At 72.9% G+C, this 20580-nt stretch carries 17 protein-coding genes; 8 read left to right on the plus strand and 9 right to left on the minus strand.

Features of this window, described 5'->3' with window-relative positions; translation table 11 throughout:
- The first annotated feature begins 20 nt into the window (after positions 1-20).
- Positions 21-1283, plus strand: a complete 1263-nt coding sequence (locus tag AB0424_RS24680; protein WP_366308697.1) for an arginine deiminase — start codon at positions 21-23, stop codon at positions 1281-1283.
- Positions 1284-1380: 97 nt separating this feature from the next.
- Here AB0424_RS24680 and AB0424_RS24685 read toward each other — a convergent pair whose 3' ends face one another.
- The 4 genes from AB0424_RS24685 to AB0424_RS24700 form a co-directional block, all read right to left on the minus strand.
- Positions 1381-1881 carry a DUF1269 domain-containing protein gene (locus AB0424_RS24685; RefSeq protein WP_366308698.1) on the minus strand — a complete coding sequence of 167 codons (501 nt, stop codon included), beginning with the start codon at positions 1879-1881 and terminating at the stop codon, positions 1381-1383.
- A 22-nt stretch (positions 1882-1903) separates the two neighbouring features.
- Positions 1904-2596 carry an FxLYD domain-containing protein gene (locus AB0424_RS24690; RefSeq protein ID WP_366308699.1) on the minus strand — a complete coding sequence of 231 codons (693 nt, stop codon included), beginning with the start codon at positions 2594-2596 and terminating at the stop codon, positions 1904-1906.
- Positions 2597-2598: 2 nt separating this feature from the next.
- Positions 2599-3693 carry a chemotaxis protein gene (locus AB0424_RS24695; protein ID WP_366308700.1) on the minus strand — a complete coding sequence of 365 codons (1095 nt, stop codon included), beginning with the start codon at positions 3691-3693 and terminating at the stop codon, positions 2599-2601.
- A 167-nt stretch (positions 3694-3860) separates the two neighbouring features.
- Positions 3861-4349: a DUF1269 domain-containing protein gene (locus AB0424_RS24700; RefSeq protein WP_366308701.1), complete on the minus strand. Its 489-nt coding sequence runs from the start codon at positions 4347-4349 to the stop codon at positions 3861-3863.
- A gap of 198 nt (positions 4350-4547) precedes the next feature.
- Between AB0424_RS24700 and AB0424_RS24705 the strand changes: the two genes are divergently transcribed.
- Complete coding sequence (locus AB0424_RS24705) at positions 4548-5000, plus strand: hypothetical protein (RefSeq protein ID WP_366308702.1); 453 nt, start codon at positions 4548-4550, stop codon at positions 4998-5000.
- A 31-nt stretch (positions 5001-5031) separates the two neighbouring features.
- On the opposite strand, the gene AB0424_RS24710 is transcribed toward AB0424_RS24705, so the two are convergent.
- On the minus strand, positions 5032-6804 hold the full coding sequence (locus AB0424_RS24710; protein ID WP_366308814.1) for an MFS transporter: 1773 nt from the start codon (positions 6802-6804) through the stop codon (positions 5032-5034).
- Between the two features lie 305 nt (positions 6805-7109).
- On the minus strand, positions 7110-9725 hold the full coding sequence (locus tag AB0424_RS24715; RefSeq protein ID WP_366308703.1) for a D-alanyl-D-alanine carboxypeptidase: 2616 nt from the start codon (positions 9723-9725) through the stop codon (positions 7110-7112).
- A 162-nt stretch (positions 9726-9887) separates the two neighbouring features.
- On the opposite strand from AB0424_RS24715, the gene AB0424_RS24720 reads away from it, so the two are divergent.
- The 3 genes from AB0424_RS24720 to AB0424_RS24730 all read left to right on the plus strand — a co-directional run bounded on the left by AB0424_RS24720 (position 9888) and on the right by AB0424_RS24730 (position 12014).
- A complete protein-coding gene (locus AB0424_RS24720; RefSeq protein ID WP_366308704.1) occupies positions 9888-10589 on the plus strand; it encodes a GPP34 family phosphoprotein in 702 nt (233 codons plus the stop codon).
- A gap of 186 nt (positions 10590-10775) precedes the next feature.
- On the plus strand, positions 10776-11636 hold the full coding sequence (locus AB0424_RS24725; protein WP_366308705.1) for a helix-turn-helix transcriptional regulator: 861 nt from the start codon (positions 10776-10778) through the stop codon (positions 11634-11636).
- 177 nt (positions 11637-11813) lie between these two features.
- Positions 11814-12014, plus strand: a complete 201-nt coding sequence (locus AB0424_RS24730; protein WP_366308706.1) for a DUF397 domain-containing protein — start codon at positions 11814-11816, stop codon at positions 12012-12014.
- Between the two features lie 105 nt (positions 12015-12119).
- On the opposite strand, the gene AB0424_RS24735 is transcribed toward AB0424_RS24730, so the two are convergent.
- Positions 12120-12953: a hypothetical protein gene (locus AB0424_RS24735; RefSeq protein WP_366308707.1), complete on the minus strand. Its 834-nt coding sequence runs from the start codon at positions 12951-12953 to the stop codon at positions 12120-12122.
- A gap of 82 nt (positions 12954-13035) precedes the next feature.
- Here AB0424_RS24735 and AB0424_RS24740 point away from each other — a divergent pair, with 82 nt between their 5' ends.
- The gene (locus AB0424_RS24740; RefSeq protein WP_366308708.1) at positions 13036-13818 is read left to right on the plus strand and encodes an SDR family oxidoreductase; all 783 of its coding nucleotides are present in this window, start codon (positions 13036-13038) and stop codon (positions 13816-13818) included.
- Between the two features lie 152 nt (positions 13819-13970).
- Positions 13971-15503, plus strand: coding sequence for a sodium:solute symporter family protein (locus AB0424_RS24745; RefSeq protein WP_366308709.1), 1533 nt, complete (start codon positions 13971-13973; stop codon positions 15501-15503).
- Here the strand turns inward: AB0424_RS24745 and AB0424_RS24750 are convergent.
- Positions 15488-16606, minus strand: coding sequence for an ADP-ribosylglycohydrolase family protein (locus tag AB0424_RS24750; RefSeq protein WP_366308710.1), 1119 nt, complete (start codon positions 16604-16606; stop codon positions 15488-15490). The genes AB0424_RS24745 and AB0424_RS24750 overlap by 16 nt on opposite strands.
- A 166-nt stretch (positions 16607-16772) precedes the next feature.
- Here AB0424_RS24750 and AB0424_RS24755 point away from each other — a divergent pair, with 166 nt between their 5' ends.
- Positions 16773-17837, plus strand: coding sequence for a tyrosine-protein phosphatase (locus tag AB0424_RS24755; protein WP_366308711.1), 1065 nt, complete (start codon positions 16773-16775; stop codon positions 17835-17837).
- Positions 17838-17941: 104 nt separating this feature from the next.
- Here AB0424_RS24755 and AB0424_RS24760 read toward each other — a convergent pair whose 3' ends face one another.
- Positions 17942-20524, minus strand: a complete 2583-nt coding sequence (locus AB0424_RS24760; RefSeq protein WP_366308712.1) for a bifunctional FO biosynthesis protein CofGH — start codon at positions 20522-20524, stop codon at positions 17942-17944.
- Between the last annotated feature and the right edge of the window lie 56 nt (positions 20525-20580).

A 20580-nucleotide genomic window follows, 5' to 3' on the forward strand; every position in this document is an offset into this window, starting at 1 on the left:
CCAGGAAAGGCAGCAGCACCATGACTTCTGACACCTCGACGGGCGCGTCCGTGCTCGGCGTCCACTCCGAGGTCGGACGCCTGCGGAAGGTCCTGGTCTGCGCACCCGGTCTCGCGCACCGGCGGCTGACCCCGACCAACTCCGACGACCTGCTGTTCGACGACGTGATGTGGGTGGAGAACGCGCAGCGGGACCACGCGGACTTCGTCGTCGAGCTGACGCGGCGCGGGGTCGAGGTGGTCGAGCTGCACCGGCTGCTCGCGGACACGATGGCGATCCCCGAGGCCCGGACGTGGCTCCTGGACCGGAAGATCGTCCCCAACGAGGTCGGCCTCGGACTCGTCGACGACACGCGGGCGTTCCTGGAGTCGCTGCCGCCGCGCGAGCTGGCGGAGTTCCTGATCGGGGGGCTGTCCACGGCGGACCTGCCGGACGCGTTCCGCTCCGGGTACGTGGCGCTGGCCCGCGAGGGCGTGGGCGCGCGCGAGTACCTCATGCCGCCGCTGCCGAACACGCTGTACACCCGTGACACGACCTGCTGGCTGTACGGCGGCGTGACCCTGAACCCGCTGTACTGGCCCGCCCGGCACGGCGAGACCCTCCTCATGAAGGCCGTCTACACCTTCCACCCCGACTTCAGGGACGCGACGGTCTGGTGGGGCGACCCGGAACAGGACTGGGGCCAGGCGACGTTCGAGGGCGGCGACATCATGCCCGTCGGCAACGGCGTCGTCCTGATGGGGATGAGCGAGCGGACGTCGCGCCAGGCCATCACGCAGGTCGCCGCCTCGCTGTTCCGCGGGGGCGCGGCCCGGCACGTGATCGTGGCCGGGATGCCGAAGCTGCGTTCGGCCATGCACCTCGACACCGTCTTCACCTTCGCCGACCGCGACATCGTCACGCTCTACCCGGCGATCATGGACGCCGTCCACACCTTCTCGCTGCGGCCCGCCGACAAGGCCCCGGGGGTCGAGATCACCGACGAGGGCACCACGCCGTTCGTCGACGTCGTCGCCAGGGGGCTCGGCCTGCCCGAGCTGCGGGTGATCGAGACCGGCGGGGACGTGTACGCCTCCGAGCGCCAGCAGTGGGACAGCGGCAACAACGCCGTCGCCGTCGAGCCCGGCGTGGTCTTCACGTACGACCGCAACACCCAGACCAACGCCCTGCTGCGCAAGGCGGGGGTGGAGGTCGTCACCATCGTCGGCGCGGAACTCGGCCGGGGGCGCGGCGGCGGCCACTGCATGACGTGCCCGCTGGTCCGGGACGCGGTCGACTTCTGAAGGCCCGGTCCCCCGGGTCGCGAACGGGCCGCTGCCCCTCCGCAGGGACGGAGGGGCAGCGGCCCGATCGCGGGGCGGGGGGAGTACGGCTCCGGTGTCAGGCGGCCGTCTCGGGGCCCGCGAGCTGCTCGGCGAGCTCGCGCTCGCCGGCCTCCGGGAGGGAGGTCTTGAGGACGGTGCCGCCGAAGGGCTCCATGGCCGCGGCGAACCGGGACTCGGTGATCTTGGAGGCCATGATCACGACGGCGGCGGAGCCGGGCTCCAGGAGGTCGCTGACCTTCTTGCGGAAGTCCTTGTCGACGCCCATCTGGTTGAGCTTGCCGATGAGGCCGCCGATGGCCGCGCCCACCACGCCCATGACCGGGGTGAGGATGACCATCCCGAAGACCAGGCCCCAGAGGGCGCCGGCCGTGGCAGAGAGGGCGATCTCCTCGCTCTTCGCGGGGGTGTCCACATGGGTCTCGCCGTCCTCGTCGACCCGGACGACGGCGAGACCGGTGAGGGTGACGACATGGTCGTCACGGAGCTTCTGGACCGTCTTGAACGCCTTGGTCGCGACGGCGTGGTCGTCGTAGCCGATGACGATGAGTTCGGACATGCGGGGGATCCCCTCTCGGTTCTCAGTACCTCTGGGCCTTGGTGAGCCGCGGCGTCAGCACCGGTTCGGCCGGCTCGCGGCTGATGACCAGGGGCTGGGCGCGGCCGCCGGGCGGGAGGTCCTCCGCGCCGGTGAACTGGGTCTCGACGACCTTGCCGGAGGAGTCGAGGAAGTCGACCTGGACGGCGTAGGAGGCTTTCTCGTCCGTCTTGTTGGTGATGGTGACGACGACGGCGAGCAGGCCGCCGGCGTCGGCCCGCGGCTTGCCGGTCATGGCGACCTCGCTCAGGGCGTTGCCCCTGCCCTCGACGCCCTTCAGCGCGTTCTGCGCGGCCTGGCGGGAGCGTTCGACCTCGGCGCCGATCGACGCCTTGCGCTCGGCCTCCCGCGCGGAGGCCGACGCCGCGGCGGAGGACGCGGACGCCTGGGCGGAGGCGATGCGCGACTCCGCCGCCGAGGCGGCGGCGGAGGGCGGTTCGCCGGAGAACGACGCGGTGTCCGGCGCCGAGGGCCGGTCGCTGAACGTCGGGGTGCCGGTGCTGTCGTCGCCGCCGCCGTCGCAGGCCGCGAGGCCGGCCGCGCCGAGCGTGGTGAGGACGACGGCCAGGGCGGCGCCCGCCGCCCTGGACCGGGCCGTCCTGACGCGGATCGGTCGTCGCCTGGGTTCCGAGGTGTGCACGCCGGGTTCCTCCGGTGCCGTGTGGGGATCGGTCATGGTCAGTAGCGCAGGACGGCCGCGATGCGGGCGGAGTCCGTGAGGGCGTCGTCGGGCACGAACCGCACCTCGGCGCCCGTCTCCAGGGCCTGTTCGACGATCTCGTCCACGATGTCGTCGCGGGAGTCGAGGTCGGAGCTCCGCGCGGGTTCCAGGTGGCCGCCGTGGTCGGTCACGGTGGTGCGGAAGTGCTCCTCGACGGCGAGCAGCCGGATCCTGCCGTCCCGCACCGCCTGATGGACCTCGTCGAGGCCGCCGGCGTACTCGTGCCGGCCGCGCGCCGCGTCCAGCTCGGCCAGCACGGTGGTGGTGAGGGCCTCCCGCTGCGCGGCGAGGAGCGGGGCGAGCGCCTTGCGCACGGCGTCCTCGGGTCCGGCGGCGAGGCCGCCGTGCGGGACGGAGGTCGTGCCCTGCGGCAGCGGGCCGGTCTCCTCCAGGAGGGCGACCGCGGGCGCCTCGCCGATCACGTACAGCAGGCGGGGCGAGGAGGCGAGGACGGTCCGCAGGGCCTCGTGCGCCGCGCGGAAGAAGGACCGCGCGTCCTCGTCGCGGAAGGTGCTCGGCAGGTCGCCGACCCGCTCCTTGCGCTCGGCGTCCGGGTCGGCGAGGCTCCGCGTCAGCGGGAAGCCGTCCTCCGTGTGCTCGACGGCCCGCTCCGGTCCGCCGCTCCACAGCGAGATCCGGTCGGCTGCCAGGGCCAGGGCCCAGTAGGGCCGTTCGGCGGCCTCGGCGGCGACGAGGTTGCGGGTGAGGAAGGTGTCGGCGACGACGACGCGTTCGGGAACGCTCCGGGCCAGCGACCACACGTGGTGCTCGCCGGGGGCCACATGGATGACGAGGCCCTCCTCGGCGTGGGCGAGGTCGACGTCGGCGGCGGCCCGCCGCAGCTCGCCCAGGACGTCCGCGCGCCGCTCCCGGGTGACGGCGGGGTCCTCCTGGAGGGCCTTCTCCGCCCGGGCCAGCAGGTTGCGCAGCCGGACGGGGTCCTGGGTGTTGTCCGGCTCGCGGCGGTGGGTCGGCATCACGAGCGACAGGGCGGGGTAGGGCCGGGGCCGTCGCAGGTCGGCGAGCACGTCGGTGCTGAGCGCGGGGTGCATGGGGGGCCTTTCGCGTGAGGGCTGCCGGGGGCCGGGGGGTCCGGGGGGCCGCCGGGTGGTCTGGGGGAGCCGCCGGATCCGGCACCGGAGGGCCCACGGGGCCGCCGGGACGCGGGTGCCGGGGCCGCCTGGACGTGTGCCGGGGGCTACGGGTGCCGGGGGCACGGCTACGGGGGTCCGGTGAGCTGTTCGGCGAGCTCCTTCTCGTCCTGGTCGCTGAGCGAGGTCTTGAGGAGCGTGCCGCCGTGCCGCTGCAGGGCGGCGGTGAACTTGTCCTCGGTGATCTTCGAGGCCATGAGGACGACGGCCGCGGAGCCCGGCCTGAGGAGTTCGCCGACCTGTTCGCGGAACCGGTCGTCGACCCCGGACTTGGCGAGCCTGCCGACCAGGCCGCCGAGGGCCGCGCCGGTGAGGAGGCCGACGCCCGGCAGCAGGAAGAGGATCCCGAAGATCGCTCCCCACAGGGCGCCGGTGGCGGCGGTGGCGCCGACGACGCGGCTGGACGTGTCGACGTGGGTGCGGCCCTCGGTGTCGACGGAGACGACCGCGAGTCCGTTCAGGCGCACGACCTGGTCGCGCTGGAGCTCCTGCACCGTGCCGAACGCCTGCTCGGCCCGGTCGAGGTCGTCGTAGCCGATGACGATGAGCTCGGACATCCCTGTCCACCTCCCGGGGGGCGCCGTGGGGGCACCGAGGTCCACGATTCGCCATCCTCGTCCGGAATGTCCGCGTTCGCGACTCGGTGGACCCGGCGGTGGCGCGGCCCGATCGGAGGGAGGGCCCCGGGCCCGGTCCGATCGTCAGGACACGCTCTAGCATCGGATCGTGATCACGTACGACCGGGGGGAACGGCGATGACGACAGGTGCGGCGGGTTCGCTGCCGTTCGTGGACGAGCACACCGTGACGGTGGAGGCCGGGGCCGAGGAGCTGTGGCACCGGCTCGTCACACGGCTGGACCGCTCGCTGTCCGGCGCCGGCGGGGCGCGGTACGTCCGGCTGGTGGGCGGCGATCCGCGGGAGGCGGCCGGTCCGCGGCCGCTCGCGGAGGGATCGGCGTATCCCGGCTTCCGGGTGGTCGCGGCCGTCCCGGGGCGGGAGCTGGCGCTCGCGGGCGCCCACCGCTTCTCGACGTACAGCCTGGTCTTCCGGCTGCGGCCCCTGGAGGACGGCCGTACGCGGCTGGCCGCCGAGACCCGGGCGGAGTTCCCCGGGGTGGCGGGGCGGATCTACCGGGCCCTCGTCATCGGCAGCGGCGGCCACGCCTTCGGCATGCGGCGGATGCTGGCCGGCTACCGCACGCCGTGACCCGCCCGCGCGGGCGGGCGGGCGCACCGGCTCAGCGCAGCTCCTCCGGGCAGGCCGTGCCGCGGGAGAGCTTGTACGGGGCGGCGAGGCGGTAGACGCCCGCCTCGGGGGCGACGAGCGTCGTCCATTCGTCGCCCTCGGTGTCCGCCTCCGCCTTGAAGAGGCAGCCCTTCTCGTTGGCGAAGACCTTGGGGATCTCGGTGTCGGACTCCTCGCGGGCCAGCTTGGACGCCTCGGTCTCCTGGGGCGCCTCGATCTTGCCGCCGTCCTCGTCGACGAGGGCGAGCCAGGGCGAGTACGGCACCCGGATGAGGACCCGGCCGGGGCTCTCGACGCGGATGACGACCTCGTTCTCCTCCGCGCTGAGGACCTGGGCGGGCGGGTCGGCCAGCGGCGTCGGGTCCTCGACCTCGAAGAGGCGCCAGTTCGCGTCGGACCAGACCTGCTTCAGGTAGGGCAGGCCGTCCTCGACGAGCTCCGCCTCGCGCTCGGCGCCCGAGTCGGGGGCGCCGGTGGGCAGGACGACGTAGTGGACGGCCCAGCGGTCGAGCCAGTCCTGGTAGTTCACGGCGTCGAGGGTGTCGTCGTAGAAGAGCGGGTTGCGCTCCATGTCGGCCTGGCGGTTCCAGCCGCGCGCCAGGTTGATGTACGGGCTGAGGGCGGAGGACTCGCGGTGGCTGGAGGCCGGCACGACCTCGACCCGCGCCTTGCGGGCGTCGCGCACCTGGAGCTGGTTGACCAGCGGGGCCAGCTCGCGCGCCCAGGAGGCGTCCGGGGCGGTGCGGATGACGTCGTCGACGCCCTTGAAGCCGATCCAGAAGTTCAGCCCGGCGAAGGCGAGCAGCAGGGCGTACCAGCGGCGCGAGCGCGGCGCCGTGTACGGCAGGGCGGCGAGCAGCGCGACCCCGGCGAACAGCATCGGCAGCCGGGAGATGTTCGAGCCGATCTGCGAGTCGATCAGCCAGGTGAGCAGCGTGCCGACGGTGTAGACGGCGGCGGCGGTGCGGACCGTGCGCCAGTCCGACGGGACGAGCAGGAAGACCAGGACGCCGAAGGCGAGCGGCAGGGCGGTCGACCCGAAGGCCATCGGCTGGGTGCCCGAGAAGGGGAAGAGCCAGGAGGAGAGCGCGACCACGGCGACCGGGGCCAGGCCGAGGGCGTACGCGCCGGGGCGCCGCTTGTTGAGGAAGAGCGCCGCCGCCGCGATGCCCAGGAAGAGTCCGGCGACCGGGCTGCACGCGGTGGCGAGTCCGGCGAGCGGGGCGGCGACCACGGCCTTGGCCCAGCGCTTGCGGCGCCAGCGGTGCGGCCAGCAGAAGACGGCGGCGACCGCGCCGAGCGCGAACATCATGCCGAGGCCGAAGGTGACCCGGCCCGACAGGGCGTTGCAGAGGAACGCGAAGACGGCCGCGATCGAGCAGGCCAGCGGGTTCCGGACGGCCGGGACCCGCACCAGGATGAGCGAGGTGAGCAGGGCCGACAGGGTGCCGGCGACCATCATGGTGCTGCGGACGCCGAGCAGCGACATCAGATAGGGCGAGACGACGCTGTACGAGACGGGGTGCATCCCGCCGTACCAGGCCAGGTTGTACGCGGAGTCCGGGTGCCGGCCGACGAACTCGGCCCAGGCGTCCTGCGCGGCGAGGTCCCCGCCGCTGTTCGCGAAGAAGAAGAACCACAGGACGTGGGTGAGGGCGGCGAGCCCGGTGGCCGCCATGACGGTGTAGCGGCGCTTGCGCCGCGGCGGAGGCGCGGGCGAGGCCGGTGCGGGCGCGGGGGCGGGACGCTGAGTCGGAAGCACTATTCGCGAGAGCGAAGAGAGCCCGGTATCAGGGCCCGGGCCGCCGACGGCGTCACGGGCGTCGCGGGTGTCACGCGTCCCACGGTAGGCGTCGGGGTCGGAGTCCGCGCGGTCGGCGCGTCTCGGCTCGGCGGTGGTCACTGCGGCCCTTTCCCGTGCTGCCCGTCTCGCTTCTCGCGTGGATCGCGCGTGCTTCTCGTCCCCCGGAAACGCTAACAGCCGGGCGCCCCGGGATTCCGGGGCGCCCGGCCGGCCGGGGTCGCCGCCCGGCCCGGCCGAGTGGGGTGCGACCACTCGGCCCGGGCCGGTCAGCCCACCCGGGTGAGCTTCTTGTCGAAGCCGGGCTCCACCAGGTCGCCCTGGAGGGCGACCGGGGAGCTGACCTTGCCGGCGCCTGTGCCGATGGACACCTGGCCGACGATGTCGCCCGCCTTGGCGGAGTGCGGGAGGGCCTTGCCGCCGTCGGTGAGCTCCAGCTTCACCTTGAGCCCCGGCCAGCCGATCGCCTTGAGCTCCTTGGTGGCCACGACCGGGGTGCGGCCGCCGAGGCCGTCGTCGACGTAGCCGAGGACCTGGCCCTTCTTGACGACGGCGGCGGAGGTGACGTCCTTCTGGGCCTGCTGGATCAGCTTGAGGCTGTTGTCGATGGCGAGCTGCAGCTTGTCGTTCAGCTGCTCGGCGTCCTTCGCCCCCATGACGATGCCGAGGATGCGGCGGTTCTGGCCGTCCACCACGGTGTTCGCCGACCAGAGCAGGTTGCCGCCGGCCGGGGTGGACGAACCGGTCTTGATGCCGCTGACGCCCGGCTCCAGCAGGATGTTGTTGTTGTTCTCGATGCGGCCGGGGATGCCGTCGACCGTCACGTTCGGCATGTTCACGATCTCGCGGAACACGTCGTACTGCATGACCGCCTTCGCCAGCTTCAGCTGGTCCTGCGGGGTCGAGACGGTGCTGTCGAGGAGACCGGACGGGTCGGTGTACGTGGACTGGGTCATGCCCAGCTCCTTGGCGGCGGCGTTCATCTTGACGACGAACGCGGCCTCCGAGCCGGCGTCCCAGCGGGCGAGCAGCCGGGCCACGTTGTTCGCGGAGGGGATCATGAGGAGCTCGAGGAGCTCCCTCTCCGTGTAGGTCTGGCCCTCCTGGACGTGCGCGGTCGACTCGTGCGCGGCCTTCGCCTGGTCGGCGGCCTTCTTGTCGACCGTGATCTCGGGACCGCCCGCCTTCCCCTTGATCGGGTGGTCGCGGAGGATCACGTACGCCGTCATCGTCTTGGTGACGCTCGCGATCGGGGCCGGCTTCTGCGGTCCGTACAGACCCATGGAGCCGACGCCCTCGACCTCGACGGCGCCCTGGCCCTCGTTCGGCCACGGCATGTTCAGCGGGCCGCCCGCGAAGGAGTAGGTGGGGGCGGCGGAGAGCGTCAGGACGGGCGCCGGCAGCGGGCGGACCATCTGCACGATCGCAAAGACGATCAGGAGGAGCAGGACCAGCGGGGTCCAGATCCGCAGCCGTCGCACCGTCGTCCGCAGCGCGTTCGGCGGCGGGGGCGGCGTGTTGGTCAGCTCGGCGAGCAGGTCCAGCGGGGGCAGCGGCGGCAGCGGCTGCTGCCGGGTCCGCTCCGGCTCGGCGACCGCGGCCGGCGGCGGCACGGGGGCCGCCTTCCGCTCGGGCTCCTTGGGGGCCGACGGCGTCGCGGGGGCCTTGGGGGCCGCGGGGGCCGACGGCGTCGCGGGGGCCTTGGGGGCCGCGGGCGCCGCAGTGGCCTCCTGCGACGTGCGCTCGGCGGGGATGTCGGGGCGCAGCGGCAGGAACGTGCTGGTGCGCTCGCTGTCGGGGTTCCCGGTCAGGGAGGCCGGCAGCTTCAGCGCGGTGGTCGGCTGGTCCACGACGGGCGGCCGGATCATCTTGAACATGGCCGTCGGCTGGTCGACGGGGGTGTCGTCACCGGACCCGTCGCCGGACTCGGCGTCGGATTCGGCATCGGGTTCGGCGTCGGCGGGCTCGTCCGCCGCCTTCGCGTCGGCGGCGGGCTTCGCGTCGGTCTCGACACCGGCGTCGGCGGACGGCTTGCGCGCGGCGAACCAGGACGCGGCGGCGGCCTTGCCGCCGGCGGGAGCCCCGTCCCCGGCCGGGGTCTCGGCGGCAGCCCTGTCCTCGACCGGCTCCTCGTCGCCCTCGTCGTCCGCTTCGGGCTCGGCCTCGTCGTCGGGCTCGCCCTCGTCGCCGGCCTCCTCGTCGGACTCGGGCTCGGTCTCGTCCTCGTCGTCCTCGGGCCCGGCGTCCGGTTCGTCGCCCTCGGGGGCGTCCACGGAGGCGGGCGCGTCCGCGGAGGGCCCGGTCGCGTCGAGGGACGCCTCGGCGGCTCCGGACGCGGCCACGGCGGCCTCAGGAGCGCCCTGGGGCGCCCCGGACGCGTCCTCGGCGCTCTCGGGGGCGTCCGCGGCGGCCTCAGCCGCCCCAGGAGCCTCGTCGGCCTCGTCGGCCTGCTCTCCCTCTCCGGTCCCGCCGTCGCCCCGCGGCGCGTCCGCGGTCGCGACCCAGGCCGCCACGGCGGCCTTGAGGCGCGCGCTCTCCGGCTCGGGGTCGGCGGCCGCGTCCGGGGAGTCCGACCCCTCCGAAGCGGGGGTGCCCGCCGCGTCCGCAACGTCCGCAGCGTCCTCGACGGCCGGCTCCGGCGCGTCGTCCGCCGCCGGCTTCGGGGCGTCGTCGTCCGGTGTGCGGGGGGCGAGGTTCTTGAAGACGGCGGTCGGCTGGTCGACCTCGACCCGCGGGGCGGGCGCCGACGACGGGGGCTCTGACTCGCGGAGGACCGAGAGCCGCGGATCCCGGCCGCCACCCGGGGCCACCGTCTCCTGCGACGACCCCTGCTGCTCCGCCCTGTCGGGGGACTCGCCCGCCACCGTGCCTCCTCCATGCGTCATACGTACGTCCGAACCGTCTACCAGTGTCCTGTGTGAACCCCTTGGCTCCCGTGCTAGACGAGAACGACATACCTACTGGTTCCCGGATGAACCACCCAGGCACTCTCGACAGATGAATGTGAGAGGGGTCACCCTGTCATTCATCCACGCGGGGAGGCATGGATGGGCAGGAGCCGCAGAACCATTCCGGAGGAGCTTCTGCTGCTCGCTCTGGACCCGACCACGGGTACCACAGCGCAGCCGCAGTCGCTCGACCTCGGTCTGGCCGGTGCACAGCTAGTGGAGCTGGCACTGGCAGGCCGGATAGCCCCTGACGGGGATCGTATCGCCGTGGTGATGCCACGGCCGACCGGAGATCCGACCTTGGACTCCGCACTGGAGCTGTTGCGCAGGCGCGGCAGCCCGGTTCGGGCCGTCCACTGGATCGGCGGACCCCGACTGGGGCTCCGTCAGACGTATCTCTCGCATCTGGAGCGATGCGGCATGGTGCATGCCGTGGAGGGCCAGATGTGCGGGGTGTTGCCGACGACTCGCTACCAGGCGACGGACACGGCGATCAGTCGGGAGATCCGTTCCCGGCTGGACAGTGCGATCCGCACCGGCGTACCGCCGGACCCGCGGACCGCGGCGCTTGCCGCGCTGGCCCACGCGGTCGGTCTCGGCAAGCACCTCTACCCCGGCAACGAAGGCAGGTCGTCGCGGTCCCGGCTGCGCGACCTGATCCGGCACGACCCGATGGGCGGCCTCGTGGCGCATGCCGTGATGGACGTCCAGAACGGTGCCGCGGCGCAACCGCGCCGCGCTCCGGCCGCGGGTGTGCCGGCGCAGCCGCGGGGCAGCATGGCCCGCGCGGCGGTGCACTGACACCACCGCACGAGAAGCACCAGGAACCCCACCGGGAGCCGCACAGCTGTGCGGGGCGGTCTGGACGACCGCCCCGCACATGTGCGTTGTCGGGTTTTACCGGCGCACACCCCGCCCAGGTGGCAGTCTGCCAAGCGTCAGATACGCACAGCTACGCAGCAGACCCCAGCCGGAGGTGCAGTTTCCGTGGCGTCCAACGTCAACCCCACCGTCAGGCGACGCCGATTGGGCCAGGAGCTGCGCAAGCTCCGCGAGGCGAAGAACATGACGGCCGAGCAGGTCGCCGAGCGCCTCCTCGTCTCCCAGTCCAAGATCAGTCGGCTGGAGAACGGCCGCCGCTCCATCAGCCAGCGCGACGTGCGCGACCTGTGCGGGGTGTACGAGGTCGAGGACGAGCGCATGGTCGACTCCCTCATGCAGATGGCCAAGGACTCCCGCCAGCAGGGCTGGTGGCACGCCTTCGGCGACATCCCGTACAGCGTCTACATCGGGCTGGAGACGGACGCGGAGAGCCTGCGGATGTACGAGCCGCAGATCATCCCCGGACTGCTCCAGACGCACGCGTACGCGGAGGCGGTGATCTCCGGCGCGCTGCCCGAGTCGGCCCCGGCGGACATCGAGAAGCGGGTCACGGTCCGCACCCGCCGCCAGGAGCGGATCCGGGACGAGGAGCGGCCGCTGCGGCTGTGGGCGGTGATCGACGAGGGCGCGCTGCACCGGATCGTCGGGAGCCGGCAGCTGATGGTGCAGCAGCTGGAGCACCTGATCGAGCAGTCGCACCTGCCCCACGTCACCGTGCAGGTGATCCCGTTCGAGATGGGCGCGCACCCGGGGATCAGCGGGCAGTACTCGATCCTGGAGTTCCCCGACACCTCGGACTCCAGCGTCGTCTACATCGAGGGCGTGACGAGCGACCTGTACCTGGAGAAGGCGCCCGACGTGAGCAAGTACAGCGTCATGTACGAGCACCTCAGGGCGCAGGCGCTGAACGTGGACCAGACGCGTGAGTTCATCGCGAAGATGGCCAAGAAGCACGCACAGGGCTGAGTTCGGAGCGACCGGGGCAGGCACCGTACACCCCGTGATCGCTCCCACGGAAGAGCAGCTGGAATATGCCACCCGGTCGTGTGAACGCCGGTCCCGTCGGACGGGACCGGCGAGTAGCGTCGATCACGTCGGCGAGAACGTCGGCGCGACACTCACTGGCAGAAACCGGAGTTGAGCATGGCGATCATCCAGGGTGCGACGGACACGTGGACCAAGTCCTCCTACTCGGGCGGGAACGGCGCCTGCGTCGAAGTGAAGTCCCCGGTCGTGGCCGCGATCGCGGTGCGGGACTCCAAGGCCCCGGAGGGCCCGTCCATCAACTTCGGTCCGGGATCGTGGAACGCGTTCGTCGGCGAGGTGAGCGCCGGGGCGCTCTGAGCCCCCGATGCGCGCGAGCCGTCATCGGCAGTGCATGAAGAGCCCTCTCGTCCGGTCCGCCGTCCTGGCCGAGGGGGCTCGGCCGTTTTTCCGGGCCCTTCGGGTTCAGCGGAGTTCGTCGACGTAGCGGTCGGTGCCGGGGACGGTGGGGATGAAGGGGGCGACGAGCTCGACGCGGGCGGTGTCGCCGCCGAGGGTGGCGAGGTCGGCGAAGTGGTCGGGCCAGCAGGTGCGGGGGTCCTGTTCGAGGAACCAGAGCAGGGTGAGGCGGGTGTCGACGCCTTCGACCTGCTTGACGTAGGTCATGCGGTCGCCGGGCAGGGGGGTCGGGCGGAAGAGGGTGACCATGGCCGCGGGTGAGCCGGCGAGCCGGCGGGGGAGTTCGCGGGTGCGGAGGCGGTCGAGGAGGGCGGCGCGGGCCTCGGGGCCGTCGGTGTCGAGGACCTGGAGGATCAGCCCCGCGTAGGGGTGGTCCAGGGCGTGGAAGTCGCGGGGGCCGGCGGCGCCGTCGCGGTAGACCGTCGCCGCGTGGTCCTGGAAGGACGTGAAGACGTGGGTGCGGGCCTGGTGGACGCGCCCGTCGTGGTTGAGCCGCTTGTTGATGCCGACGGTCCACTTCATGTGGTCGTCGTAGCGGCCGTCGGTGATCCAGTAGGTGGAGAGGTAGCAGCCGGCGGTGACGGGCTGGGCGACCGCGGACTTCTCGGGGCTGCGCAGTTCCTGGAGGTCGCGGGTGGCGACCCATCGGCGGCCTGCGTACATCCAGGGCATGGCCATGGCGCCGGCGTAGTAGTGGTCGTCCTCGTACCAGCGGTTGTAGGCGTACTCCTGGCCCGGATGCGGTTCGACCATGGTGATCAGCGCGTGGCCGGGCCGGACGCCGTACGGTCCGACGGACGCCAGTTCCGCGTACGTCTCGCTGCGGGTCTCCTCGCTCACTTCCGTACCCCTTCCCAAGTAGGTGGCGGGCACCTACTCTGACGGACCGTCAGATACTTGGCCAGGGTCGAGGAGGGTCCGGATGCTGCTCCAGGGGAAGACGGTCGTGGTGTCGGGGGTCGGCGCCGGGCTCGGCCACCGGGTCGCCGAGACGGTGGTGCGGGACGGCGGGAACGCGGTGCTGGGCGCGCGCACCGAGGCCAATCTGGCCAAGTCGGCCGCGGACATCGACCCGGACGGGCGCCGCACGGCGTACCGGGCGACGGACATCACCGACGAGGAGCAGTGCGGGGCACTGGCGGCGCTGGCCGTCGAGCGCTTCGGCGGGATCGACGCGGTCGTCCACGTCGCGGCCTGGGACTCCTACTTCGGGGGCCTGGAGGACGCGGACTTCGCCACCTGGCAGGGGGTGCTCGACGTCAATCTGCTCGGCACGCTGCGGATGACCCGGGCGTGCCTGCCCGCGCTGAAGGCGGGCGGCGGGTCGGTGGTCCTGATCGGGACGCAGTCGGCGGTGGCGGCGCCCACCCAGGTCCGGCAGGCGGCGTACGCGGCCTCCAAGGGGGCGCTGACCTCGGCGATGTACTCGCTGGCGCACGAGCTGGGGCCGCACCGGATCAGGGTCAACACCGTGCTGCCGGGGTGGATGTGGGGGCCGCCGGTGGAGGCGTACGTGCGGTTCGCGGCGCACACCGAGGGGGTCACGGAGGAGGAGGTCCTCGGCCGGCTCACCGAGCGGATGGCGCTGCCGGAGCTGGCGACGGACGGGGACGTGGCGGAGGCGGCGGCGTTCCTCGCCTCGGACCGGGCGCGCGCGATCACGGGCCAGTCGCTGCTGGTCAACGCGGGGGAGCTGATGCGCTGAGCCTCACAAGGGGATTCACATCCTTGAACAGGGATCAGTGAGCAGAACGATTTTACCTGCCCTTGACCTGCTCTCGGATTGTCCCTGCCTCACAACTCCCCACACGATGAACCGCGTTCACATGACGGACCGGATCTCATGGAGGGGGCGCAGTGAACAGTCTCGACTGGGCCGTGCTCATCGGCTACTTCGGCGTGATGGTCGCGATCGGCGTCTGGTCGCACCAGCGCGTGGACACGGTCGCCGACTTCTTCACCGCGGGCGGCCGGATGCCCTGGTGGCTCTCCGGCATCTCCCACCACATGTCGGGCTACAGCGCCGTGATGTTCACCGGGTACGCGGGCATCGCCTACACCTACGGCGTCACCTCCTACGTCACCTGGTCCTTCCCCATCGCGATCGGCATCGCGATCGGCGCCCATCTCTTCGCGCCCCGGCTCAACAGGCTGCGCTCCCGGCTGAGCGTCGCCTCCCCGCTGGAGTACCTCAAGGACCGCTACGACCTCCCGACCCAGCAGGCACTGGCCTGGTCCGGCGTCCTGCTGAAGATCGTCGACGTCGGCGCCAAGTGGGCCGCCATCGCCACCCTGCTCTCCGTCTTCACCGGCATCTCCCTCAACCAGGGCATCCTCATCACCGGCGTCGTCACCGGCGTGTACTGCACCGTCGGCGGGCTGTGGGCCGACGCCCTCACCGAACTCGGCCAGTTCGTCATCCAGCTCCTCGCCGGCGTCGCGATGCTCGTGGCCGTCCTGGGCAAGCTGGGCGGGGTCAGCGCGCTGTGGACGGTGTGGGACCGCCCGGAGCTCCAGGGGCACACCGCGCCGACGGCAGGCCCGTACACGCTGACGTTCCTCCTCGCCTACCTCTTCATCAAGACCTTCGAGTACAGCGGCGGCATGTGGAACCAGGCCCAGCGCTACATGGCCACCCCGTCCGCCCGCGAGGCCACCCGGTCCGGCCGACTCTCCGCGGTGCTCTGGTTCGTCTGGCCGCTCGTCCTCTTCTTCCCCATGTGGTGCGCGCCGCTGCTCGTCGACCCGAAGAAGCCCGACGGCTCCGACGCCTACGCCCTGATGACCGAGCAGCTGCTGCCGCACGGCCTCCTCGGCCTGGTCGTCGTCGGCTTCTTCTCGCACACCATGGCCATGTGCTCCTCCGACGCCAACGCGATCGCGGCCGTCTTCACCCGGGACATCGCCCCCGTCCTCAGCAAGGCGGCGCGCGGCTGGGGACAGCGGGCCGGGCTGCTGGCCGCGCGCTGGTCGACGATCGCGTTCCTCGGGCTGTCGATGGCGGTCGCCACCCAGGTCAACTCCCCCACCTTCAAGGACATCATCACCGTCGTCATCAAGTGGGTGGCCGGTCTGATGGGACCGATCGCCATCCCCTTCATGCTCGGTCTGCTGCGGACCTTCCGGAAGTCGGGCCCCACGGCGGCCCTCGTCTCCTGGGCGGCCGGGCTCTTCGTCTTCTGGCTCACCAACTACGGCCTGGACGGCGTCGAGCTCCAGATCCAGATCGTCTCCCCGCTGGCGACCTCGCTCGTGCTGTACGTCCTGATCGGCCTGGTGAAGCCGGAGGACACCCCAGAGCGGGACGCCCTGCTGGACCGGATCGGGTCGGACGGGGACGGCGCCGTGCCCGCACAGGCCGGCGCGCGGACCGATCAGCCCCTGGGGTAGCGCGCCAGCCAGCCCGGGGAGGCGTCGGCGGCGGAGTGGAGGGCGGCGCCCTGCGTCATCTCCATCGAGAAGTCGTCGGCCAGTTCCAGGACCGTCGCACGGCCCTCCAGCTCGGCCAGCCAGGCCGGCGGGAGGGCCGTCTCGCCGTGCAGGGTGCCGAGCAGCGCGCCGGTGAGCGCGCCGGTCGCCGCGGAGGGCCCGTCGTGGTTCACCGCGAGCCGCAGCCCGTGGCGTACGTCCTCGCCGACCAGAGCGCAGTAGACGGCCGCCGCCAGCTGCCCCTCGGCCCGGTCCTCGGCGGCCCCGAGCGCGGTGACCCGGTCCGCGTCCGGGGCGCCCTCCCGAACGGCCGCGAGGGCGCGGCCGAGGGCCTCGGTGACGGGCTCGTGGCCCGAGCGGGCGGCGAGCTGCTCCAGGGCGCGGGCGACCGCCGTCTCGACGGAGCCGCCGCGGGCGAGGCCGTGGACGACGACGGCGAAGGCGCCCGCCGCCAGGCCGGCCGCGGGGGCCCCGTGCGTCTGGGCGGCGCACTCGACGGCGAGCTGGCAGACGAGCTGCGGCTCCCAGCCGACGAGCAGGCCGAAGGGGGCCGAGCGGACGAGGGCGCCGGAGTCGGCGGCCTCGGGGTTCTTGGGGCTGCCGAGCGTGCCGAGGCGCTCGTCGCCGAAGCCGGTGAGGCAGGACCGGGGCGGGTTGCGTCGGGTGTAGAGCCATTCCTCGCACGCGAGCCAGCCGTTGTCCTTCCGGCGCTCGTCGGGGCCCCAGTCGCGCTGGGTGGCGGCCCACCGCAGATGGGCCCGGTGGACGTCGGTGGGCGGGTGCCAGGCGCCGGTGTCGCGGCGGACCTGGGCGCGGATGAGGCCGTCCACGGTGAAGAGGGTCATCTGGGTGGCGGCGGTGACGGCCCCCCGGCGGCCGAACGCGGGGACCGGTTCGCCGAGTCCGTCAGGTCCGTGGGCCGCGCGCAGCTCCTCCAGCGACCGTCCGTCCGCCCCGGCTCCCAGCGCGTCGCCGAGTGCCCCGCCCAGCAGACAGCCCCGCACCCGCGCCCGGAAGTCCTGCTGCTCGGCACGGCCCCACACGGCTGCGGCTGTCGTGGCCACGACGTGCCCTCCCCCGGTCGGCGGTTCGCTGACGGTTCCTTCGCCGCACTGTAATCGACCGGGTACGCCCGGCCAGGGGGCGGAACGTTATGTGATCCGACTCCCTTCAGACCGGTTTTGACCGCAGTTCACCCGAGGTTCGAGCGCGGCTCGAACCATCTGCCGCATGAACCCCGTGACACGAGTCAGGACCGTCTCGACCGCGGCCGTCGCCGCCGCGCTGCTCCTCGGACTCACCGCCCCCGCCGCCTCCGCGCACCCGCACACCCGGCACCGGATCCCCTTCACCGCCGCGACCGTCACCGAGAACGCCGGCGGCACGTTCACCGTCACCTGGTCGGCGCCCGGCACCCGCGGCGTCACGATCCGCACCGACGGCCGGACGGTCGCGCGCGGCGGCGCCACCGGCTCGGTCACGGTCTCCGGTCTGGCCGACGCCGACCGGCGCTGGTTCGACCTCGTCCCCGACCGGGGCACCCCGCTGCACCTCGCCGACCGGCTGGTGCGGCTCCAGGGCGCCGTCAACGTCCGCGACGCGGGCGGCTACCGCACCGGCGACGGCCGGTGGGTGCGGATGGGCGAGGTCTACCGCTCCGACTCCCTGGACCGGCTCACCGACGCGGACCTGGCCACGCTGCGGCGGCTCGGTGTCCGGACCGTCTTCGACCTGCGCACGGAGTCCGAGCGGAGCTCGGCCCCGGACCGCGTCCCGGCCGGCGCGACCCGCGTCGTCGCCGACGTCCTCGCCGGCTCCGGCACCTTCACGGCGATGCCGAGGACCCCCGCCGAGGCCGAGGCGATGATGGTCGCCGGCAACCGGTTCATGGTGAGCGGCGGCACCGCGAGGGCCGCGTACACCACGGTCCTCGACGGCATCGGCGACGACGGCCGGCGCGGTGTCCTCTTCCACTGCACCGCGGGCAAGGACCGCACCGGCTGGTCGAACGCGGCCCTGCTGACCGCCCTCGGCGTCCCCGAGGAGACGGTCATGGCCGACTACCTCGCCAGCAACACCTACCGGGCCGCCGCCAACGAGGCCGTCCTCTCCCACCTGCCGGCCGGGCAGGCCGCCGTCTACAAGCCGCTCCTCGACGTGCGGCCCGGGTACCTGAACGCGAGCTTCGACGAGGTCGAGGAGGAGTACGGCTCCTTCCCCGCCTACCTCCGCGAGGGTCTCGGCATCGACGGCCGGGAGCTGCGGGAGCTGAAGCGGGACCTGCTCGTCGGCTGAGTCCCGCTCCTCCCCGGGCTCACTCCTCCCCCGGCTCCGCTCCTCCCCGGGCTCACTCCTCCCCCGGCTCCGCTCCTCCCCGGGCTCGCTCCTCCCCCGGCTCGCTACTCCTGCACCAGCGGCAGGAGCTCGGGCAGGTGGCCGTCGGAGGCGATCGCCGTGCGCCGGCGCTCCTCGGGGACCTCGCCGTAGAGCGTCGTACGGGGCCGGGCCGGGCGGCCTGCCGCCTCCGCGATCGCCTCCAGATCGCGGATCGAGCGGTAGGAGCCGTAACTCGACCCGGCCATGCGGGAGATCGTCTCCTCCATGAGGGTGCCGCCGAGGTCGTTGGCGCCCGAGCGGAGCATCTCGGCGGCGCCCTCGGTGCCGAGCTTCACCCAGCTGGTCTGGATGTTCGGGATGTGCGGGTGGAGCAGGAGGCGGGCCATCGCGATGACCGCGCGGTTGTCGCGTGCGGTCGGGCCCGGGCGGGCGATGCCGGCCAGGTAGACCGGCGCGTTCGTGTGGATGAAGGGGAGCGTCACGAACTCGGTGAAGCCGCCCGTCTCCTGCTGGATGCGGGAGAGGGTGCGGAAGTGGCCGAGCCAGTGCCGGGGCTGGTCCACGTGCCCGTACATCATGGTCGAGGAGGACCGGATGCCCAGCTCGTGGGCGGTGGTGACGACCTCGATCCAGGTGGCCGTGGGCAGCTTGCCCTTGGTGAGGACCCAGCGGACCTCGTCGTCGAGGATCTCGGCGGCCGTGCCCGGGATCGAGTCGAGTCCGGCCTCCTTGGCGGCGGTGAGCCACTCGCGGATGGACAGACCGGTGCGGGTGGCGCCGTTGACGACCTCCATCGGGGAGAAGGCGTGCACGTGCATGTCGGGGACGCGCTTCTTCACCGCCCGGGCGATGTCGAAGTAGGCGGTGCCCGGCAGGTCGGGGTGGATGCCGCCCTGCATGCAGACCTCGACGGCGCCGACGTCCCACGCCTGCTCGGCGCGGTCGGCGACCTGGTCGAGGGAGAGGGTGTACGCGTCGGCGTCGGTGCGCCGCTGGGCGAAGGCGCAGAAGCGGCAGCCGGTGTAGCAGACGTTGGTGAAGTTGATGTTCCGGGTGACGATGTACGTCACCTCGTCGCCGACGGCCGCCCTGCGGACGTCGTCGGCGATCCGGGTGAGCGCGTCGAGCGCGGGCCCGTCCGCGTGCAGCAGGGCGAGCGCCTGCGCGTCGGTGAGCCGCGTCGGGTCGTCGGCGGCGACGGAGAGCGCCTCGCGGACGTCGGCGTCGACCCTCTCCGGGATCATGCCGGGCGCGGCGGCCTCGCGCAGCGACTCCCAGTCCCCGTAGACCTCGTCGAAGTCGTCGCGGCGGTCGTGCGTGCGGCCCGTGGTGTCGATGGTGCGGTGGAGATCGGTGCGGCCGGCGGCGGTGAACGCCTCGTCGGGCTCCTGCCAGGGCAGGCCGCGCACGGGCGCGTCGGGGTTGGCGAGGCCGGTCTCGGGGTCGGCGAGGGCCCGCACGTGCGGGAGGAGCCGGGGGTCGAGCCAGGGTTCGCCGCGGGTGACGAACTCGGGGTAGACGCAGAGCCGTTCGCGCAGCTCGAAGCCGGCGGCGGCGGAGCGGGCGGCCAGCTCCTCGATCCGGGGCCAGGGGCGCTCGGGGTTGACGTGGTCGATGGTGAGCGGCGAGACGCCGCCCCAGTCGTCGATGCCGGCGGCGATCAGCCGCTCGTACTCGGAGTCGACCAGGTTGGGCGGTGCCTGGAGGCAGGCGGAGGGGCCCATGATGAGCCGGGCGACGGCGACGGTGGCGACCAGGTCGTCGAGCTCGGCGTCCGGCATCCCGCGCATGGCCGTGTCCGGCTTGGCACGGAAGTTCTGGATGATCAGCTCCTGCACCGAGTGGTACGCCCGCGCCACCCTCCGGAGGGCGAACAGGGACTCGGCCCGCTCCTCCAGGGTCTCGCCGATGCCGAGCAGCAGCCCCGAGGTGAAGGGGACGGAGGAGCGGCCGGCGTCCTCCAGGACCCGCAGCCGCACCGCCGGCTCCTTGTCGGGGGACCCGTAGTGGGGGCCGCCGGGCTCCGACCACAGGCGGGTCGCGGTCGTCTCCAGCATCATCCCCATGGACGGCGCGACCGGCTTGAGGCGCTGGAAGTCGGTCCAGGAGAGCACGCCGGGGTTGAGGTGCGGCAGCAGCCCGGTCTCCTCCAGGATCCGGATCGCCATCGCCCGGACGTACGCGATGGTGTCGTCGTACCCGTGCGCGTCGAGCCACTCGCGGGCCTCGGGCCAGCGGTCCTCGGGCTTGTCGCCGAGGGTGATCAGCGCTTCCTTGCAGCCGAGTTCGGCGCCGCGCCGCGCGATGTCGAGGACCTCGTCCGGGGACATGAACATCCCGTGGCCGTCCCGGCGGAGCTTGCCGGGGACGGTCACGAAGGTGCAGTAGTGGCACTTGTCCCGGCAGAGCCGGGTGAGCGGTATGAACACGCTCTTCGAGTAGGTGATGACCCCCGGCCGTCCCGCGGCCTCCAGGCCCGCGTCACGGACCCGCCCCGCGGACGCCACCAGGTCCGTCAGGTCGTCGCCGCGCGCCCGCAGCAGCACGGCCGCCTCGGCGACGTCGAGCGCGACCCCGTCCCTGGCCCGCCGGAGGGCGCGTCGCATGGCGTTCTCGGTGGGCCGGGTCCCCTGGTGATCAGTCATGAACCGAGCATACGAGCGGGTGGGGCGGGGAGTGTTCGAGTCTCCGCAGGAAGGTC

This window comes from Streptomyces sp. NPDC051180, assembly GCF_040689545.1.
In the GTDB taxonomy this organism is placed as follows: domain Bacteria; phylum Actinomycetota; class Actinomycetes; order Streptomycetales; family Streptomycetaceae; genus Streptomyces.

Bases quoted from the DNA above. Each gene is read 5' to 3' on its own strand.
- AB0424_RS24680 (WP_366308697.1), top strand. From the start codon at position 21: ATGACTTCTGACACCTCGACGGGCGCGTCCGTGCTCGGCGTCCACTCC.
- AB0424_RS24730 (WP_366308706.1), top strand. From the start codon at position 11,814: ATGGCGATCATCCAGGGTGCGACGGACACGTGGACCAAGTCCTCCTAC.
- AB0424_RS24685 (WP_366308698.1), bottom strand. From the start codon at position 1,881: ATGTCCGAACTCATCGTCATCGGCTACGACGACCACGCCGTCGCGACC.
- AB0424_RS24705 (WP_366308702.1), top strand. From the start codon at position 4,548: ATGACGACAGGTGCGGCGGGTTCGCTGCCGTTCGTGGACGAGCACACC.
- AB0424_RS24700 (WP_366308701.1), bottom strand. From the start codon at position 4,349: ATGTCCGAGCTCATCGTCATCGGCTACGACGACCTCGACCGGGCCGAG.
- AB0424_RS24690 (WP_366308699.1), bottom strand. From the start codon at position 2,596: ATGACCGATCCCCACACGGCACCGGAGGAACCCGGCGTGCACACCTCG.
- AB0424_RS24720 (WP_366308704.1), top strand. From the start codon at position 9,888: ATGGGCAGGAGCCGCAGAACCATTCCGGAGGAGCTTCTGCTGCTCGCT.
- AB0424_RS24760 (WP_366308712.1), bottom strand. From the start codon at position 20,524: ATGACTGATCACCAGGGGACCCGGCCCACCGAGAACGCCATGCGACGC.
- AB0424_RS24740 (WP_366308708.1), top strand. From the start codon at position 13,036: ATGCTGCTCCAGGGGAAGACGGTCGTGGTGTCGGGGGTCGGCGCCGGG.
- AB0424_RS24755 (WP_366308711.1), top strand. From the start codon at position 16,773: ATGAACCCCGTGACACGAGTCAGGACCGTCTCGACCGCGGCCGTCGCC.
- AB0424_RS24715 (WP_366308703.1), bottom strand. From the start codon at position 9,725: ATGACGCATGGAGGAGGCACGGTGGCGGGCGAGTCCCCCGACAGGGCG.
- AB0424_RS24695 (WP_366308700.1), bottom strand. From the start codon at position 3,693: ATGCACCCCGCGCTCAGCACCGACGTGCTCGCCGACCTGCGACGGCCC.